Annotated in this window: 14 protein-coding genes; 5 read left to right on the top strand and 9 right to left on the bottom strand. The window is 76.0% G+C overall.

The window, feature by feature from the left end; translation table 11 throughout:
* Window positions 1–51 precede the first annotated feature (51 nt).
* The 4 genes from NQU55_RS01310 to NQU55_RS01335 all read right to left on the bottom strand — a co-directional run bounded on the left by NQU55_RS01310 (window position 52) and on the right by NQU55_RS01335 (window position 5,830).
* Window positions 52–255 carry a hypothetical protein gene (locus NQU55_RS01310; RefSeq protein ID WP_168095451.1) on the bottom strand — a complete coding sequence of 68 codons (204 nt, stop codon included), beginning with the start codon at window positions 253–255 and terminating at the stop codon, window positions 52–54.
* 101 nt (window positions 256–356) lie between these two features.
* On the bottom strand, window positions 357–1,061 hold the full coding sequence (locus tag NQU55_RS01315; protein ID WP_168095450.1) for a CHAP domain-containing protein: 705 nt from the start codon (window positions 1,059–1,061) through the stop codon (window positions 357–359).
* A 301-nt stretch (window positions 1,062–1,362) separates the two neighbouring features.
* Window positions 1,363–5,226, bottom strand: a complete 3,864-nt coding sequence (locus NQU55_RS01330; protein ID WP_168095392.1) for an nSTAND1 domain-containing NTPase — start codon at window positions 5,224–5,226, stop codon at window positions 1,363–1,365.
* A gap of 169 nt (window positions 5,227–5,395) precedes the next feature.
* Window positions 5,396–5,830 carry a MarR family winged helix-turn-helix transcriptional regulator gene (locus NQU55_RS01335; protein ID WP_168095391.1) on the bottom strand — a complete coding sequence of 145 codons (435 nt, stop codon included), beginning with the start codon at window positions 5,828–5,830 and terminating at the stop codon, window positions 5,396–5,398.
* A 109-nt stretch (window positions 5,831–5,939) separates the two neighbouring features.
* On the opposite strand from NQU55_RS01335, the gene NQU55_RS01340 reads away from it, so the two are divergent.
* Complete coding sequence (locus NQU55_RS01340; RefSeq protein WP_168095390.1) at window positions 5,940–6,968, top strand: ABC-2 transporter permease; 1,029 nt, start codon at window positions 5,940–5,942, stop codon at window positions 6,966–6,968.
* A gap of 24 nt (window positions 6,969–6,992) precedes the next feature.
* Here NQU55_RS01340 and NQU55_RS01345 read toward each other — a convergent pair whose 3' ends face one another.
* Window positions 6,993–7,280 carry a DUF1876 domain-containing protein gene (locus NQU55_RS01345; RefSeq protein ID WP_058041646.1) on the bottom strand — a complete coding sequence of 96 codons (288 nt, stop codon included), beginning with the start codon at window positions 7,278–7,280 and terminating at the stop codon, window positions 6,993–6,995.
* Window positions 7,281–7,496: 216 nt separating this feature from the next.
* On the opposite strand from NQU55_RS01345, the gene NQU55_RS01350 reads away from it, so the two are divergent.
* The 3 genes from NQU55_RS01350 to NQU55_RS01360 all read left to right on the top strand — a co-directional run bounded on the left by NQU55_RS01350 (window position 7,497) and on the right by NQU55_RS01360 (window position 9,538).
* On the top strand, window positions 7,497–8,477 hold the full coding sequence (locus NQU55_RS01350) for an ABC transporter ATP-binding protein (RefSeq protein WP_256789446.1): 981 nt from the start codon (window positions 7,497–7,499) through the stop codon (window positions 8,475–8,477).
* On the top strand, window positions 8,474–9,295 hold the full coding sequence (locus NQU55_RS01355; RefSeq protein WP_168094188.1) for an ABC transporter permease subunit: 822 nt from the start codon (window positions 8,474–8,476) through the stop codon (window positions 9,293–9,295). The genes NQU55_RS01350 and NQU55_RS01355 overlap by 4 nt, the downstream gene beginning before the upstream one ends.
* Before the next feature lie 120 nt (window positions 9,296–9,415).
* Window positions 9,416–9,538 (top strand): DUF6126 family protein, encoded by a 123-nt coding sequence (locus tag NQU55_RS01360; protein ID WP_240976559.1) that lies wholly within the window; start codon window positions 9,416–9,418, stop codon window positions 9,536–9,538.
* Between the two features lie 27 nt (window positions 9,539–9,565).
* On the opposite strand, the gene NQU55_RS01365 is transcribed toward NQU55_RS01360, so the two are convergent.
* Entirely contained in the window at window positions 9,566–10,504 is a 939-nt protein-coding gene (locus NQU55_RS01365) for a PhzF family phenazine biosynthesis isomerase (RefSeq protein WP_168094189.1), read from the bottom strand.
* A gap of 93 nt (window positions 10,505–10,597) precedes the next feature.
* On the opposite strand from NQU55_RS01365, the gene NQU55_RS01370 reads away from it, so the two are divergent.
* Window positions 10,598–11,512 (top strand): LysR family transcriptional regulator, encoded by a 915-nt coding sequence (locus tag NQU55_RS01370; protein ID WP_168094190.1) that lies wholly within the window; start codon window positions 10,598–10,600, stop codon window positions 11,510–11,512.
* On the opposite strand, the gene NQU55_RS01375 is transcribed toward NQU55_RS01370, so the two are convergent.
* From NQU55_RS01375 to NQU55_RS01385, 3 genes are read right to left on the bottom strand one after another with little or no spacing between them, the layout of a single operon-like run.
* Window positions 11,509–13,599, bottom strand: coding sequence for a xanthine dehydrogenase family protein molybdopterin-binding subunit (locus tag NQU55_RS01375; protein ID WP_168094191.1), 2,091 nt, complete (start codon window positions 13,597–13,599; stop codon window positions 11,509–11,511). The genes NQU55_RS01370 and NQU55_RS01375 overlap by 4 nt on opposite strands.
* Complete coding sequence (locus NQU55_RS01380; protein WP_168094192.1) at window positions 13,596–14,597, bottom strand: FAD binding domain-containing protein; 1,002 nt, start codon at window positions 14,595–14,597, stop codon at window positions 13,596–13,598. The genes NQU55_RS01375 and NQU55_RS01380 overlap by 4 nt, the downstream gene beginning before the upstream one ends.
* A complete protein-coding gene (locus NQU55_RS01385) occupies window positions 14,594–15,124 on the bottom strand; it encodes a 2Fe-2S iron-sulfur cluster-binding protein (RefSeq protein ID WP_168094193.1) in 531 nt (176 codons plus the stop codon). The genes NQU55_RS01380 and NQU55_RS01385 overlap by 4 nt, the downstream gene beginning before the upstream one ends.
* Window positions 15,125–15,298 lie beyond the last annotated feature (174 nt).

Raw genomic sequence — 15,298 nt, forward strand, 5'->3', positions numbered from 1 at the left:
CCCGAGGGGCGACGGCCCTGCTGCGCAGCCGGCGGGGCGTGACCGGCCCGGTCAGTTCCGGTGGGGGCAGGTCCCGGCCGGGAAGGCCCGGCACGGGTCGGCCGCGTCCGTGCCGCCGGTGGCGGTCGTGGTCGCCGTGACGGTGACGGTCGTCGTGGTCGTGGTGGCGACGGCGCCTCCGGCGAGGGTGAGCGCGGCCAGGAGCAGCCCACCGGCGGTGCGGAGGCGGGCGAGGGGGGAGGAACGGGGGTCCATGGCGGTGTCCTTCCGGGGCCGTTGAAGGGTGAGGGGTGAGGGGTGAGGGGTGTGGGGGCGGTGTGACGCGGGTGGGGAGACGGGGGCGGGTGGGGCGCGGGTCAGAACCGGGAGGCGAAGCCCTGGATGACCTTGGTCCGGTCCTTCAGCACCGGGCCGGCGCCTGTCCACTCGTAGCGCTGCCGGGCGATGCTGTCGTTGTGGTAGCCGGTGTTGCCCTCGACGGTCGTGACCCGGGTGCCGGAGACGCCGACCACGACGGCGACGTGCCCCGCGTGGTTCCGGCCGGCCCACATGAGGACGTCGCCGGGCTGCGGCGGCCGGTCGGCCGCGTACGGGTGCCACCGGTCGCCGGTGCCGCTGCGCCAGGCCCGGCTGTTGCCGGGGTCGGCGGGCACGCCGCGGTTCGCCCACATCCGGGCGGCGAAGAAGCCGCACCACGGACGCTGGTCCGGGTTCTTGGCGAAGCCGTTGTACTCGTTCAGGTTGGCGTTGCTGTTGCCCTTGCCGAGGTAGTTGGTGTCCCGGTCGGGGTGGCCCGGCCGGGAGAGGTGCACGGGCCCGCCGTGCGTGAGGCGGAAGCGTTTGGGGGTGGTCAGGGCGCTGAGGGCGCGCTCGACGATCTTCTGCCGCTCGGCCGTCACGGCGCCGTCCGGCTCCGGTGTGGCCCAGGCGGCGGGGGCCATGGTGACGGCGGTGGGCGCGCCCTCGGCGAGGGCGGCCGTGGCGCCGGTGAGGGTGAGGGCCAGGAGGACGACGGCGGTGGGGAGGACGAGGCTGCGGTTGCGGAGGCGACGGCTGTTCACGGGGGCTCCTTGTCTCGGCTGAGGCCGTATCGCCGGGGGGTGGTTTCACCCCTGTTGTCCCGGTACTTCGAGTCTCGGAGCGGGGCAGCGGTGCGGAACAGGGGTTTCCTGTTGCCTCGGCGGACAAGGCGGCGGGCAACCGCGTCCCACCGGCCGTGATGCGCATGTGGGTGAAGTGCCGCCGGTGGAGGGGAGAGCGGGCGCTCAGGGGCGGCCGGAGGCCGGGAACGACCGGAGATCAGGAGCGGCCGGGTCCGGGAACGGCCGGATGTCAGAACCGGATGTCAGAAGCGGCCGGCGATCAGGGGCAGCCCGGCGCGTAGGGCACGTCCGGCAGCAGGCGCTCCCACAGCGGCCGGTCCGTGGCGCTGCCCAGCGCCTTGCAGGTGCGGGCGAGGACCTCCGGCACGTCCAGGTTCCACCAGCGCACCGTCCCGTCCTCCGCCACCGACACCACCGGGCCGTCGTCGCCGAGGAAGGCCGCGGCCCGGACCCGGCCGGTGTGGCCGGTCAGCGTCAGCAGCAGGCGGCCGTCGCGCGGGTCCCAGATCCGTACGGTGTTGTCGCGGCCGGTGGTCACCAGCCGGGTGCCGGCGGGGTTGAAGGCCGCGGACGTGACGGGGCCGGTGTGCCCGGCCAGGGTGCGCAGGCTCGTGCGGCCCTCGGGGTCCCAGAGCTTGACGGTGTGGTCGCGGCTGGCCGTGGCGAGGACGCCGGCGCGGCTGAGGGCCAGGCCGAAGACGGTGTCCTCGTGTTCCGTCAGGCTGCGCAGCGCCCGGCCGTCGGAGTAGCGCCAGATGCGGACGGTGTTGTCGAGGCTGCCGGTGGCGAGGGTGTCCCGGCCGAGGAAGAGCACGCGGTAGACGCCGTCGTCGTGGCCCGGCAGCGTCCGCTCCGCCAAGGCGGCGTCCCCCGCGAGCCGCCACAGCTTCGCGCTGTGGTCCTCGGAGGCGGTGGCGAGCGCTCCGGCGTCGCCGGGGCGGAAGGCGAGCGAGGTGAGCGCCCGGCCGTGCGCCCGCCAGCGGTGCAGCGGGCGGCCGAGGTCCGCGGTGCGCCAGACGGTGGCGGTGCCGTGTTCGTCGCCCGCGGCGACCAGCGACCCGTCGTGGCTGAACGCCACCGCGCGCACCGGGTCCTTCCCGGCCCGCACCGTGCGCAGGCCGCGGTCGGCGGTGCGCAGCAGGCGCAGCGTGCCGTCCCGCCCCGCGACGGCGAGGAGGGAGCGGTCGGGGCTGAGGGCCCCGTCCTGCCAGGCCGAGCCCGGCAGCGGGGTGGTGACGGCGGCCTGCGGGGTCCACAGGCGCACCGAGCCGTCCTCGCCGGACGTCGCGAGCGTGCGGCCGTCGGGGGAGTAGGCGATGGCGTAGACGGGGCCGATGTGGCTGGCGAGTTGCGCGATGCGGCGGTGCTCGGCGAGGTCCCAGATGCCGGCGGTGTCGTCCTGGCTGGCCGCGGCGATCCGGGTGCCGTCGGGGGAGAAGGCCACGCCGAAGACGGAGTCGGAAGGACCTTCGAGGGCGGCCTCGCGCTCGCCGGTGCGGGTGTCCCACAGGCCGATGCGGTTGAGCCACTCCCCGGTGGCCAGGCGGCGGCCGTCCGGCGAGAAGGCGAGCGCCCGGACGCGGCCGAAGTCCCGGCTGCCGACGACCCTCGACCGCCCGCTGTCCACGTCGAGGAGCCACACCCGCCCGTCGAAGCCGGCGGCGGCGACCTGCCGGCCGTCCGGGCTGACGGCGGCCGCGTACAGCCAGCCCAGCCCGGCGTCCCGGACCTCGGTGCGGGCCGGGCCGCCGCCCAGGCGCGTCAGGCGCACCGTGCCGTCCTCGCCCGCCGTCGCCAGCAGGTCCCCCCGGTCCGACAGGGCCGCTCCCCGGACGGGCCCGCGGTGCCTGCTCCGCGCCGGCAGCGCCACGGCGCGGCCGCCCGTGCCCTCCCGCAGGGTGACGACGCCCGCCTCGTCCCCCCAGGCGGCCAGGTTCCGCTGCCGGGCCGCGGCCAGCGCGCGCACCGCCGCCCCGCTGCGCGCCGCCCCCACCTGCCGGCGCGTCCGCACGTCCCACTCCCGGACGGTGGCGTCCGCCCCCGCCGACAGCAGCCGCTGCCCGCCCGGCAGCCAGGCCACGGCGTGGGCGCGCTTGCTGTGCCCGGCCAGCCGCCCGGCGTACGGCTGGGCCTGCGTGCTCAGCACGGCGCTGGCCGCGGCCGGGGTGTGGGCGTCGCGCCAGGCCCCGGTCGCCAGCAGCATCGCCACCTCGGGCCGGGGCGCGCTGCCCGAGACGGCGCGGAAGGCCAGCTCCTCCGAACGGGCCACGTGCCGTTCGGCCTCCGCCCGCAGGCCCTGGTGGACCGCGGCCACCCCGCCGGCCAGCGCCAGGACGAGGAGGACGGCCATGGACACCAGCAGCCGGTACAGCCGCCGGGCCCGGCGGCGCTCCGTCTCCTGCTCGGCGGCGGCCAGCGCCGTCGCCGCGTCCAGGAACGCCCGCTCGACGCCGCCCACCGCGGCCAGGGGATGGCTCGCTGTCTCGTGCGCGGCGGCCAGCCTGCTGCCCCGCGGCAGCAGCGCGGGGTCGCGCCCCTCGGCCTCCCACTGCCCGGCCGCGGCGCTCAGCTGCTGCCAGCCGTGCAGGGCCGCCGCGTCCGCCTCGATCCACCGGTGCAGCCGCGGCCACGCCCGCAGCACGGCCTCGTGGGCCAGGGTGACCTGGTCGGCGTCGACGGTGAGCAGGCGCGCCCGTGTGAAGGCCTCCACCACCTCCGGCGCCGCCGCGGCCTGTGCCCCGAGGTCCTGCGACAGCCGCTCGCGCGAGACCCGCCGGCGCGCCGACCGCCCGTCCTGGTCCACCCGGACCAGCTGCAGCAGGACCGCGCGGGCGGCCTCCCGGCAGCCGGGCGACAGGCGTCCGTACGCGCGCTCCGCCGTCGCCGCGACCGCCCCCGCGATCCCGCCGGCCTGCTGGTACCCCGCCACGGTCAGGAGCCTGCCGCTGCGCCGCTGCCAGGTCGCCAGCAGGGCGTGGGAGAGCAGCGGCAGCGCGCCGGGCTCGTACCCGCCGCCCTCCCGCTCCCCGCCGTCGTCCCCGGCACCCAGGTCGCGCAGGATCAGCTCGGCCAGGCCGGGCTCCAGCTCCAGGCCCACCGCGTGGGCCGGCCGCACCACGGCGTCGCGCAGCTCCTGCACCCGCAGGGGCTCCAGGGGAAGCTGGCCCGAGCGCAGCGCCGCCGCCAGCTCGGGGAACGCCAGGCACCTGCCGTAGAAGTCGGCCCGCATGCCCAGCACCACCAGCGCCGCGGAACCCTCCCGGCCGTCGGCGGGAGCGGGGCCCGTCGCCAGGGCGTGCAGCGCGCGGACGAAATCCGCGCGCTGCCGGGCGTCCGGGCACAGCGTGAAGACCTCCTCGAACTGGTCGACGACGAGCACCACCCGGGCCGGCTCCGTCGCCTCCGCGCCCGCCGCTCCCGCTCTCCCGGCGCCCCGCGGGCGGCGGTTCAGCGCGGCGTGGACGGCGCGGGCCAGCGCTCCCGCCCCGCCGCGGGCCAGCGCCCTGGTCAGGTGGTCGGGATCCGCCGCGGCGGCGTCCGCCACCCGGCCCAGCAGCTCGTCGAGGGGGCGTTCGCCGGGGCGCATCGTCACCACGGGCCAGCGGTGCGACCCGGGGACGGGCAGGACGCCCCGGCGCAGCTCGGGCACCAGGCCGGCGTGCAGCAGCGACGTCTTGCCGGTGCCCGACGCGGCGACCACGGCGGTCGGCCCGGAGCCGTCCAGACGCTCGGTCAGCTGACGGACCAGGGCGGACGTGGCCCGGTCCCGGCCGAAGAACCAGCTCGCGTCCGCGGCGTCGAACGCCGCCAGGCCCCGGTAGGGGCACACCTCCAGCAGCCCGTTGCGCGCGGAGCGCCGGCCCTCGGCCGGCTCCGGCACCAGCCCGGAGAGCACCCCGCCGGCGCCGAGGGCCTCTTCGCACCGCCGGGCCACCTCGGGCGTCATCGGCTTCTCGCCGGTCTCGACCCGGCTCAGATAGCCCTTGGTGTAGTGGACGGCGCGGGACAGCCCGGCCAGGGACATGCCCCGCTCCTGCCGCAGCCGGCGCAGCTCCTCCCCCGGCGACGCGGCCACGGACGGCGGGGGCCCGCCCCGGTCACGGTCGTCTCCGCGTGGCTGCACGGTCCCCACACCCTTCCGTCCGGGCCTGCCGGCAGGTCGTATCCGTCAGGCCTGCATAACGGCTCCGGTGAGGGCGACTCACCCGTAATGGCAGCAAAACAGCCCATCGAGTGACCAACCACCCCTGATTCGGGGAGTGGGTGTGGCATTCCGGCCGGGGTGCGGCGTCTCAGTCGAGCGGTCCCGCCGAGGCGTTGTAGCGCAGCAGGTAGCCGGCGAAGCGGTCCAGGTCGGCCTCGTCCCAGTCGGCGAGGCGCTCGCGGAAGGCCGCCCGGCGGTTGGCGGTGACCTGTGCGAGGGTCCCGGCGCCGCGGGGCGTCAGGTGCAGCACCTGGGCGCGCTGGTCCTCGGGGGCGGGCCGGCGCTCGATGAGGCCGAGCCGCTCCAGGGCCGCGATCTGCCGGCTGACCGTGGACTTGTCCAGCAGATAGTGCGCGGCCAGGTCCGTGGCGCGGCACCCGCCGCGGTCCTCCAGGTGGGCGAGGAGGGTGAAGGAGACCAGGGAGAGCTCGGGGTGCATGCGGGCCGCTGCGGCCCGGGCGCGGCGGGCGAAGGCGGTCAGCTCGCGCTGGATGGTCTCCACGGAGGCGTCACGATCGGGCACGGCGGCTTCCTTTCGAGGTCTGGTTGTATAGTACAACTTAAAGGGAAGGTTGTAAAAGCCAACCAATTTCCGGGACGGTCGCCGACCGCCCCGGCCGAGGAAGGACACGATGGGACCCGCCACCCGCGGCGCGCTGCGCCACGTACTGAGCCACCTGCTCACCCCCTTGCTGATGTGCGTCGGCATGGGCCTCGCCTACCTGGGCGCGTTCGCGCAGCCCACGCCCCACGAACTGCCCGTCGCCGTCGTGGAGTCCGGCCCGGGCGCGGGGACCCTGGCGCGGGGCATCGCCGACAAGGCGGGGGACCGGCTCGCCGTCCGCACCGTCGCCGACCGCGACGAGGCCGTCCGCGCGCTCCGCCGGCGCGACGTCTCCGGCGCGTACATACCGGACCGGCACGCCCCCGAACTGCTCGTCGCCTCCGCCGGGTCCGACACCACCGCCATGGCCGTGCAGAAGGTCTTCACGCCGGTCGCCGCCCGCACCGGCGCCCCCCTGAAGGTCACGGACGTCGCGCCGCCCGCCGAGGGCGACCCGACCGGCCAGGGCATCTTCTTCCTGCTGGTCGCGGTCAGCATCGGCTCGTACGCCTCCGTCGCCGTGCTGGGCGCCGCGGGCGGCGCGCTGCCCATGAGGCTGCGCGCGGCACTGGCGGTGGCGACCTCGTTCGTGGTCGGCCTGATCGGCGCCGCGCTGGCCGGGCCCGTCTTCCACCTCGTCGACCACGGGCTGTGGGGCCTGTGGGGGATGGCCTGGGCCTACTCGGCGGGCATCCTGCTCGTCGGCGTCGGGCTGCACACCTTCCTCAAGCGCTGGACGACGCTGGGCATGATGGTGCTGTTCGTGATGCTCAACTTCACCAGCGCGGGCGGCGTGTACCGGCCCGAGCTGCAGAACGGCTTCTTCGCCGGGCTGCACTCCTTCTGGAACGGCGCCGGCTTCGTCGAGGGCACGCGCAGCCTCGTCTACTTCGACGGCACCGGGCTCGGCCGCCACGTCGCGACGCTGGCGCTGTGGCTGGTCCTGGGCGCCGCCGTGACCGCCGTCGCGTGGATCGCCGAGGCGCGCAGGGCCCGCCCGGCCGCCGGGACCGGGCCCGCGGCCGAGGAGGAGATGGAGGAGACGGTCGGGGTCTGACCCCGGCGGGCCCGCCTCACGGCCTCACAGCGGCCACCCGTACATCGGCGACCTCCTGGGCTCGGGGGCCGCGCCCACCGCGGCGACGTCGTGCTCCGCGGCGTGCAGGAGCTGTTCGCCCAGGTCGCGCAGGGCCCGGCCGGCCGCGAACTCGTCCCCGATCGCCGGGATGTCCTTGTCGCCCGGCGCGCACGTGGCGGTCCCGCTGCCCGTGACGGTCGTCGCCCCGGTGTCGAGCGTGGCGCGGGCCCTCGTCCTCCCGTCCTCCTCGACCAGGTCGAGGTGGACGTTCCATTCGGCTGTGTGCGGCATCGTCGGCTCCTTCGCGCTCGGCCCCTCCGCCCGCCTCTCCCTCCGGTCTCCTTCCAGCTTCGCCCATGCGCCGCCGTCCGGCACGGGGCCGGGCCCGCACCCGGCGGCCGGCCCCGGCCGCAGCCCCCGGCGCTTCCGCGAGCCGTGGCGGCCCGGTACCGGCTGACCCAAGCTGAGAAGGAGGGAAACCGCCGGAGAAACGTCCGGGAGGCGGCCTTGGGCGAGCGCACGCGCAACGTCATCGACATCGTCTCGCTGACCAAGCGCTACGGCCGCACGACCGGCGTCGAGGGACTCGACATCGGCGTCGGCGAGGGCGAGGTCTTCGGCTTCCTCGGCCCCAACGGGGCGGGCAAGACCACCACGATGCGCTGCCTCGTGGGGCTGCTGCGCCCCACCGAGGGCCGCGTCCGGGTGCTCGGCCGCGACCCCTTCACCGAGCACCTGAGGCTCGCCCCGTCCCTCGGCTACCTCCCCGGGGAGCTGCGGCTCTACCCCGAGCTCACCGGCCGCGAGACGCTGCGGCTGCTGGCGGCGCTGCAGGGCGCGCCCGCCCGCCTCCAGGACGAGCTCTGCGCCCGCCTGGGCCTCTCCGGCCCGGACCTGGACCGCCCCGTCCGCGCCTACTCGCGCGGCATGAAGCAGAAGCTGGGCCTGGTCCAGGCCCTGCAGCACGAACCCGAGCTGGTGATCCTCGACGAGCCCACCGAAGGGCTCGACCCCCTCGTCCAGGAGACCTTCTACGCCCTGCTGGAGGAGGTCCGCGCGGCCGGGCGCACCGTCCTGCTCTCCAGCCACGTGCTGCCGGAGGTCCAGCGGACGTGCGGGCGGGTGGCGATCGTCCGGGCCGGCCGGCTGGTGACCGTCGGGGCGGTCGCCGCCCTGCGCGAGGCCCGGGCCCGCAAGGTGCGCCTGACCTTCGCCGACGGCCTCGGCCGGCGGCCGCTCGGCGGCGCCGACCGCTGGTCGCCCGACTGGCACGGCGACCAGGCCGTGCTGATGATCCCGCCGGACCGGACGGTCGCCGTCCTGCGGGAACTGCTGGCGCTGCCGGTGCGCGACGTCACGGTCGAGGAGGCCGGGCTGGACGAGGCGTTCCTCGACCTCTACCGGAACCACCGGAGCGGGCAGGACGACCGGAGCGACCACGGTGGCCGGGACACCGGGAGCGATCCGGGCGAAGGGAAGCCCCCATGACGGGCGGATTCCCCCTGCTGCGGCTGGCCCTGCACCGCCGCCGCCGGATGATCATCGCCCTGGCCGTGGGCATCGCCGCCTTCGAGGCCCTCATCGTGGTGATCACGACGACCGTCACGCCGGACCAGATCTTCGGCGCGAGCGGGCGGAAGCTCCCCGACGCCTTCAAGGCGTTCAGCGGATCGAACGGCGACGTGTCGATCGCGAGCTACCCCGGCCTGCTGGGCGCGGGGCTCACCCACCCCTTCTGGATCGCCATGCAGCTGACCGCCGTCGGCTCGCTGGCCGCCGCCGCGGTCGCCGCGGACGTGGAGGCGGGCACCATCGAGCTGCTGATGGTCCGGCCCGTGTCGCGGGCGCGGCTGCTGGCCGAGCGGACCGCCGCGCTCGTCCTCGTCTCCCTGCTGCTCAACACCGCCGCGACCCTCTCCGTGTCCATCGGCGTGGCCCTGCTGCCCGACCTGAGCGCCGCCGTCCCCCAGAGCGGGGTCTACGCGGCCGGGCTGCTCGGCTTCGGCTTCGCGCTGTGCCTGACGGGCCCCGCCCTGGCCGTCTCGGCGGCGGGCCGGAGCAGGACGCGGGTCATGGGCGTGACGATCGCCGTCGGCGCGGTCGGGTTCGCGGTCAACTTCGTCGCCATGGCCTGGTCGAAGGCCGCTCCGCTGCGCTTCGTCAGCCCCTTCCACTACTACACGCCGGGCGACGCCCTGGCCCACGGCACCGTGCCCTGGGGACAGTTCGGCGTCCTCGCCGGCGTCGGCGCCGCGGGCATCCTCCTGGCGTTCGGCCTCGTCGCCCGCCGTGACCTCGCCCCCTGAGTCCCTCTGCGCCACCGCGTGCCGGACGCTGCGCTCACCCTGCGTGAACCGATGGCCGCGTCCGAGGAGTAGACTCGCGCCGGTACGGCGGCGGTCGGTGACACCAGGAGGAGGCCCGCCATGAGCGAGAAGCGGGCGGAGCGGCAGGTTGCCTTCCGGGTCCTGATCTACGTCTTCGTCACCCATCTCTTCGCCGGTTTCATCTGGCTCCTGTTCTACCTCGGCGGCCACGCCGACAAGTGACGGGCGGGGCCGTCCGCACCCCCGTCCTCAGCCGGCCACCGGCACCGCCTGCCCGGTCACCCGCACCCGCGCGTCCGCCGGGTCGACCGCGACGAGCAGGTCGCTCGGGCGTCCCATGTCCTCGCCCTGGCGGATGCGGATCGTGGTGGCCTCGGTGACCTCGCCGATCGCCCGCAGGTAGCCGCCGAGCGCGGCCGCGGCCGCCCCGGTGGCCGGGTCCTCCACGACGCCGCCCACGGGGAAGGGGTCGCGCGCGTGGAACAGCCCCCCGTCCTCCCGCCACACCAGCTGCACGGTGGTCCAGCCGTACGACCGCATCACCGCGGCGAGCGCGTCGAAGTCGTAGGCGAGGGAGGCCAGCCGGGCCCGGGTGGCGGTGGCGAGCACGAGGTGCTCGTTCCCGCCGAAGGCCACGTGCGGCGGCAGCGCCGGGTCGAGGTCCCCGCGGGCCCAGCCCAGGGCGGCCAGCGCGGTGTCCACCTCGGCGTCCGCGGCCGGGCGGGAGCGCGTGGGGGCGCTGGTGAGGGTGGCCCGCCCCACGCCGTCCCCGCCGGTCTCCGTCGCCACCGCGATCTCGCCCACGGGCGTGTCGAAGAGCAGCTCGCCCGGACCGATGCGCCCCGCCAGGGCGACCGCGGTCGCGACGGTGGCGTGGCCGCAGAACGCGACCTCCGCGAGCGGGCTGAAGTAGCGCAGCCGGAAACGGCGCGACGCCGCGTCCCCGGCGGTCACGAACGCCGTCTCGGAGTAGCCCACCCCGGCGGCGACCGCGAGCATCTGCTCCTCGTCGAGACCGGCGGCGTCGAGGACGACGCCCGCGGGGTTGCCGCCGGAGGGGTCGGAGGTGAAGGCCGTGTAGCGCAGGATCTCGCTGCCCTGAACGGCGCCGCTCTGAACGGCGCTGTTCAGAACCGCGGCGTTGTGGATCTCGGTGCTCTGGACGGTGCTCTGGATCTCGGTGGTCATGGGCCCCACTCTTCCGCCTTATGCCCATCATGACCAACGATGGTTTCTGATCCTGCCGATCGGGAAAAGCGATGGCTCACCTATGCTCCCCCCGTGGACACCCGACTCCTCCATACCTTCCTCACCCTCGCCCGCACCGGGAGCTTCACCGCCGCGGCCACGGAGCTGCACCTCGCCCAGTCGACGGTCACCGTGCAGATCCGGGCGCTGGAGAAGGAGCTCGGCACCCGCCTCTTCGACCGGCTGCCCCGGGGCGCGTCGATCACCGCGGCGGGCCGGCGCCTGACCGAGGAGGCCGAGGCCGTGCTGGACGCCGAGGCGCGCCTGCGCGCCGCGGTCGCGGCCGGGGGCCCGCCGGCCGGGCGCGTCGTCGTGGGCGCCGGCGAGACCCTGTGCTCGGCCCGCCTGCCCGGCGTCATCGCGGCGCTGCGCGGCTCCCACCCCGGCATCGAGGTCGACCTGGCACCGGTCGGCACCGCCGCCGCCGTGGAAGGGCTGCGCACGGGCCGGCTCGACATCGCGCTGCTCCTGGAGGAGGACGTCTCCTTCCCCGGCATCGCCGCCGAACCCCTCGCCCACGAGCCGCTGGTGCTGCTCTGCGCCCCCGGGCACCCCCTCGCCTGCCGGACCGCGCCGGTCACCTGGGAGGACCTGGCGCGCGAGACCTTCTTCCTCCACGAGCAGGGCTGCTCCTACAGCGACCGCCTGGCCGATCGCCTCCTCTCCGTCCCCGGCGCGCGCATGCGGCTGACCCGCTTCGGGAGCATCGAGGCCGCCCGGTCCTGCGTGGCGGCGGGGCTCGGCCTGACGCTGCTGCCGCGGGCCACCGCCGAGGACGCCCTGCGCGAGGGCCGCCTGGCCGTGGTGGCCGGGCCCCCGTTCCCCGACGTGCCCGTCCAGGTGGCGCGGCACCGCAGGCGCTGGGTCTCCCCGGCCGCACAGACGGTCGTCGACGAACTCGCACGGCACTTCCCCGCCCGGGCGGCCGCCGGAGAACCGCCCGCCTAGCGGGCCTGCTCCAGGCCGGCCAGGAGCTTCTCCGGCAGCACGGGCAGGTCGCGCACCCGCACCCCCGTCGCGTGGTGCACCGCGTTCGCGATCGCCGCCGCGGTGCCGACGATGCCGATCTCCCCGATGCCCTTGCTCCCCATGGGGTTCAGCCACGGGTCGTGCTCGTCGATCCAGTGGGCCTCGATGCCACGGGCGTCCGCGCACGTCGGCACGTGGTACGAGGCGAAGTCCCGCTCCGCGAAGTCGCCGAAGCGGGCGTCCATCGTGCTGCCCTCCATGAGGGCCATGCCCATCCCCATCGTCATGGCGCCGATGAACTGGCTGCGCCCGGTGCGGGCGTTGAGGATCCGCCCGGCGGCGAAGACGCCCAGCAGCCGGCGCACGCGCACCTCCCCGGTGTCGGTGTCGACGGCCACCTCCGCGAACTGCGCCCCGAAGGCGGCCTTCGCGTGCGGCGGGTCGGACGCGATGTCGTCCTTGGTGTCGGCCGTGGCGGTCAGACCGTCCGGCGGCAGCGTCCCCCCGCGCTCGTCGATCATCCCGTTCAGCGTGCTGCAGGCCTTGTGCACGGCCCATCCCCATGAGCCGGTGCCGGCGGAGCCTCCGGCGAGCCAGGCCGCCGGCAGCTCCGTGCTGCCGATCCGGACGGTGACCAGATCCGGTGCGACGCCCAGCGCCTCGGCCGCGATCTGCGTCAGGATGGTCCGCGCTCCGGTGCCGATGTCGGTGGCGTTGACCCGGACCAGGTAGCGGCCCGCCCCGGTGACCTGTGCCTCGGCCGTGGAGGGCATGAGGAAGACGGGGTAGAGGGACGACGCCACCCCCGAGCCGATCAGCAGACGGCCCTCGGCGCGCGAGCGGGGCCGGGGGTCGCGCGCGTCCCAGCCGAAGCGGCGCGCCCCCTCGCGCAGGCACTCCACCAGGTGCCGGCTGCTGTACGGCTTCCCGCTGTCCGGCTCGGTCGCAGTGTCGTTGCGCACCCGCAGCTCGACCGGGTCCACCCCGGCGGCACCGGCGAGTTCGTCCATCGCGCACTCCAGCGCGAACATCCCCGAGGCCTCGCCCGGCGCCCGCATCCACGACGGGCTCGGCACGTCCAGCGCGGCGACCCGGTGCGTGGTGCGGCTGTTGGGGGACACGTACATGGCGCGCGACGGAGCCGCCGCCTGCTCCACGAACTCGCGGACGGTGGACGTGTGGGTGGTGACCTCGTGCGCGAGCGCCGCGATCACCCCGTCCTCGCCCGCGCCGAGCCGCAGGCGCTGGACGAGCGGCGGCCGGTGGCCGACCACGGCCGCGAGCTGCGCGCGCGGCAGCACGGCCTTCACGGGCCTGCCGGTGTGCCGGGCGGCCATCGCGGCGAGGACGATCTGCGGGCGCGGCGTGCCCTTGCAGCCGAAGCCGCCGCCCACGTGCTCGGCGACGACCGTGATCCGCTCCCCGTCCAGGCCGAACAGGGCGGCCAGGGTCTCCCGGACGGCCGTCGTGCCCTGGCAGGAGTCGTGGGCGAAGAGCCGGCCGTCCTCCCAGCGGGCGGTCGAGGCGTGCGGCTCCATCGGGTGGTTGTGCAGGCCGGACAGCGTGTACGTGGCGTCGACGCGGACGGCGGCGCGCTCGTAGGCGCCGTCGAAGTCACCGCGCTCGCGGCACGCCGGGAGGCCCGCGTTGACCACCTCGGGGACGAACAGGCGCGGATGGTCCGTGGTCAGTACGGCGTCGTGCTCCTCGGGCGCGTACGCGACCCGCACCGCGGCGGCCATGGCGCGGGCCGCCTCCGGGGTCTCGGCGACCGTCAGCGCCACGTACCAGCCGCGGTGCGGCACCCGGTCGTTCTGCAGCACGAGCAGGGTGCGGTCGTCCACGTCCTTCAGGCGCGGAGCGTTCTCGTGCGTCAGCACGGCCAGGGCGCCGGGCTCGGCCATGGCCTCCTCGGCGTCGACCGACAGGACCCGGCCGAGGGCGACCGTGGCGGGCACGGGCCAGGCGTACGCGGTGCCGGGCGGGGTGTGCTCGGCGGCGTAACGGGCGGACCCGGTGACCTTCTCGCGGCCTTCGATGCGGACGGGGCCGGGGGCGCCGCTCATGAGACGGTCCCTTCCCCGCCCGGCGCGGCGAGCCCGGCGAGCACCCGCACGGCCAGGTTGCGGGCCAGCCGCACCTTGAAGGCGTTGTCGCGCAGCGGCTCGGCGGCCGCCAGCTCGGCATCGGCGGCCTGCGCGAAGGACGCCTCGGTGGCCGGGGCGCCGCGCAGCGCGTCCTCCGCGACGCGCGCCCGCCACGGCTTGTGGGCCAGGCCGCCGAAGGCCAGGCGCGCCTCGCGCACGGCGCCGTCGCGCACGTCGAGCGCGGCGGCCACGGAGGCGAGCGCGAAGGCGTACGAGGCGCGGTCGCGGGCCTTGCGGTAGGCGGACGGGCCGGGCGGCGGCGCCGGCAGCCCGACCGCGACGACGAGCTCGGCCGGGCCGATGACCGTGTCCCGCGCGGGATCGTCCCCGGGCAGCCGGTGGAAGTCGCACAGCGGGACCGCGCGTTCGCCGCCGGGCCCGCGCAGGTGGACGACCGCGTCGAGCGCCGCCAGGGCCACGGCCATGTCGGAGGGGTGCGTGGCGACGCACTGCGGCGAGTGGCCCAGCACCGCGAGATCGCGGTGCACCCCCTCGCGGGCCGGGCAGCCGCTCCCCGGCACCCGCTTGTTGCACGGCTTGCCCACGTCCTGGAAGTACAGGCAGCGGGTGCGCTGGAGGAGGTTGCCGCCCGTGGTGGCCGTGTTGCGGATCTGCCCGGAAGCACCGGCCAGCACCGCCTGGGACAGGGCAGGGTAGCGCGTCCGCACGGCCGGGTGGGCGGCGAGGTCGCTGTTGCGGACGTTGGCCCCGATGCGCAGCCCGCCGTCCGGCGTCTCCTCGACGTCCGTGAGCGGCAGGCGGCCGACGTCCACCAGCAGCCCGGGGGAGGCGACGCCCAGCTTCATCAGGTCGACCAGGTTGGTGCCGCCTCCGAGGACCATGGCGCCGGGGGAGGCCGCCAGGGCGGCGATCGCCCCGTCCACGTCGTCGGCGCGCGTGTACGCGAAGGCCTTCACCGCGCCACGTCCCCGATCGCGGCGACGATGTTCACGTACGCCCCGCAGCGGCACAGATTGCCGCTCATCCGCTCGCGGATCTCGTCGGGGGAGAGGCGGACGGGCGCTCCGGGCGGCGCCGCCGCGAGGGGCGTCACGTGGGAGGGAGCGCCCTCGCCCGCCTCGGCGATCATGCCCACCGCGGAGCAGAGCTGGCCCGGTGTGCAGTAGCCGCACTGGAAGCCGTCGTGTTCGAGGAACGCCTCCTGGAGGGGGTGCAGCGCGTCCCCATCGGCCAGCCCCTCCACCGTGGTGATCTCCGCGCCGTCGTGGGCGACGGCCAGCAGCAGGCAGCTGTTCGCCCGCCGCCCGTCGACGAGCACCGTGCACGCCCCGCACTGCGCGTGGTCGCACCCCTTCTTGGCCCCGGTGAGCCCCAGGTGCTCGCGCAGGGCGTCGAGCACGGTCGTCCGGTGGTCGAATTCCTTGTGGTGCGCGACGCCGTTGACGTGCAGGGTCACGGGGGAGGTGGTCTGCGGTGCGGCCACGGTGCCTCGCCTTCAGCTGGAGTCCCTCCGGCACCGTCACGAGGTCCCCGCTCCGCACGCGCGCAAACGCGCGGGGCCGCCACTGCACCCGTTCGGTGCAGCCGCGGCCGCCCGGGAATGAAACGATCACGGGCGGTGGTTCGGGCCAGGAGAGTCCGCGACCACCGGAAGGCG

Origin of the sequence: Streptomyces telluris (assembly GCF_024519335.1) — a bacterium.
Classification (GTDB): domain Bacteria; phylum Actinomycetota; class Actinomycetes; order Streptomycetales; family Streptomycetaceae; genus Streptomyces; species Streptomyces telluris.

Bases quoted from the DNA above. Each gene is read 5' to 3' on its own strand.
- NQU55_RS01310 (WP_168095451.1), bottom strand. From the start codon at position 255: ATGGACCCCCGTTCCTCCCCCCTCGCCCGCCTCCGCACCGCCGGTGGG.
- NQU55_RS01340 (WP_168095390.1), top strand. From the start codon at position 5,940: ATGGGACCCGCCACCCGCGGCGCGCTGCGCCACGTACTGAGCCACCTG.
- NQU55_RS01345 (WP_058041646.1), bottom strand. From the start codon at position 7,280: ATGCCGCACACAGCCGAATGGAACGTCCACCTCGACCTGGTCGAGGAG.
- NQU55_RS01355 (WP_168094188.1), top strand. From the start codon at position 8,474: ATGACGGGCGGATTCCCCCTGCTGCGGCTGGCCCTGCACCGCCGCCGC.
- NQU55_RS01360 (WP_240976559.1), top strand. From the start codon at position 9,416: ATGAGCGAGAAGCGGGCGGAGCGGCAGGTTGCCTTCCGGGTCCTGATC.
- NQU55_RS01365 (WP_168094189.1), bottom strand. From the start codon at position 10,504: ATGACCACCGAGATCCAGAGCACCGTCCAGAGCACCGAGATCCACAAC.
- NQU55_RS01375 (WP_168094191.1), bottom strand. From the start codon at position 13,599: ATGAGCGGCGCCCCCGGCCCCGTCCGCATCGAAGGCCGCGAGAAGGTC.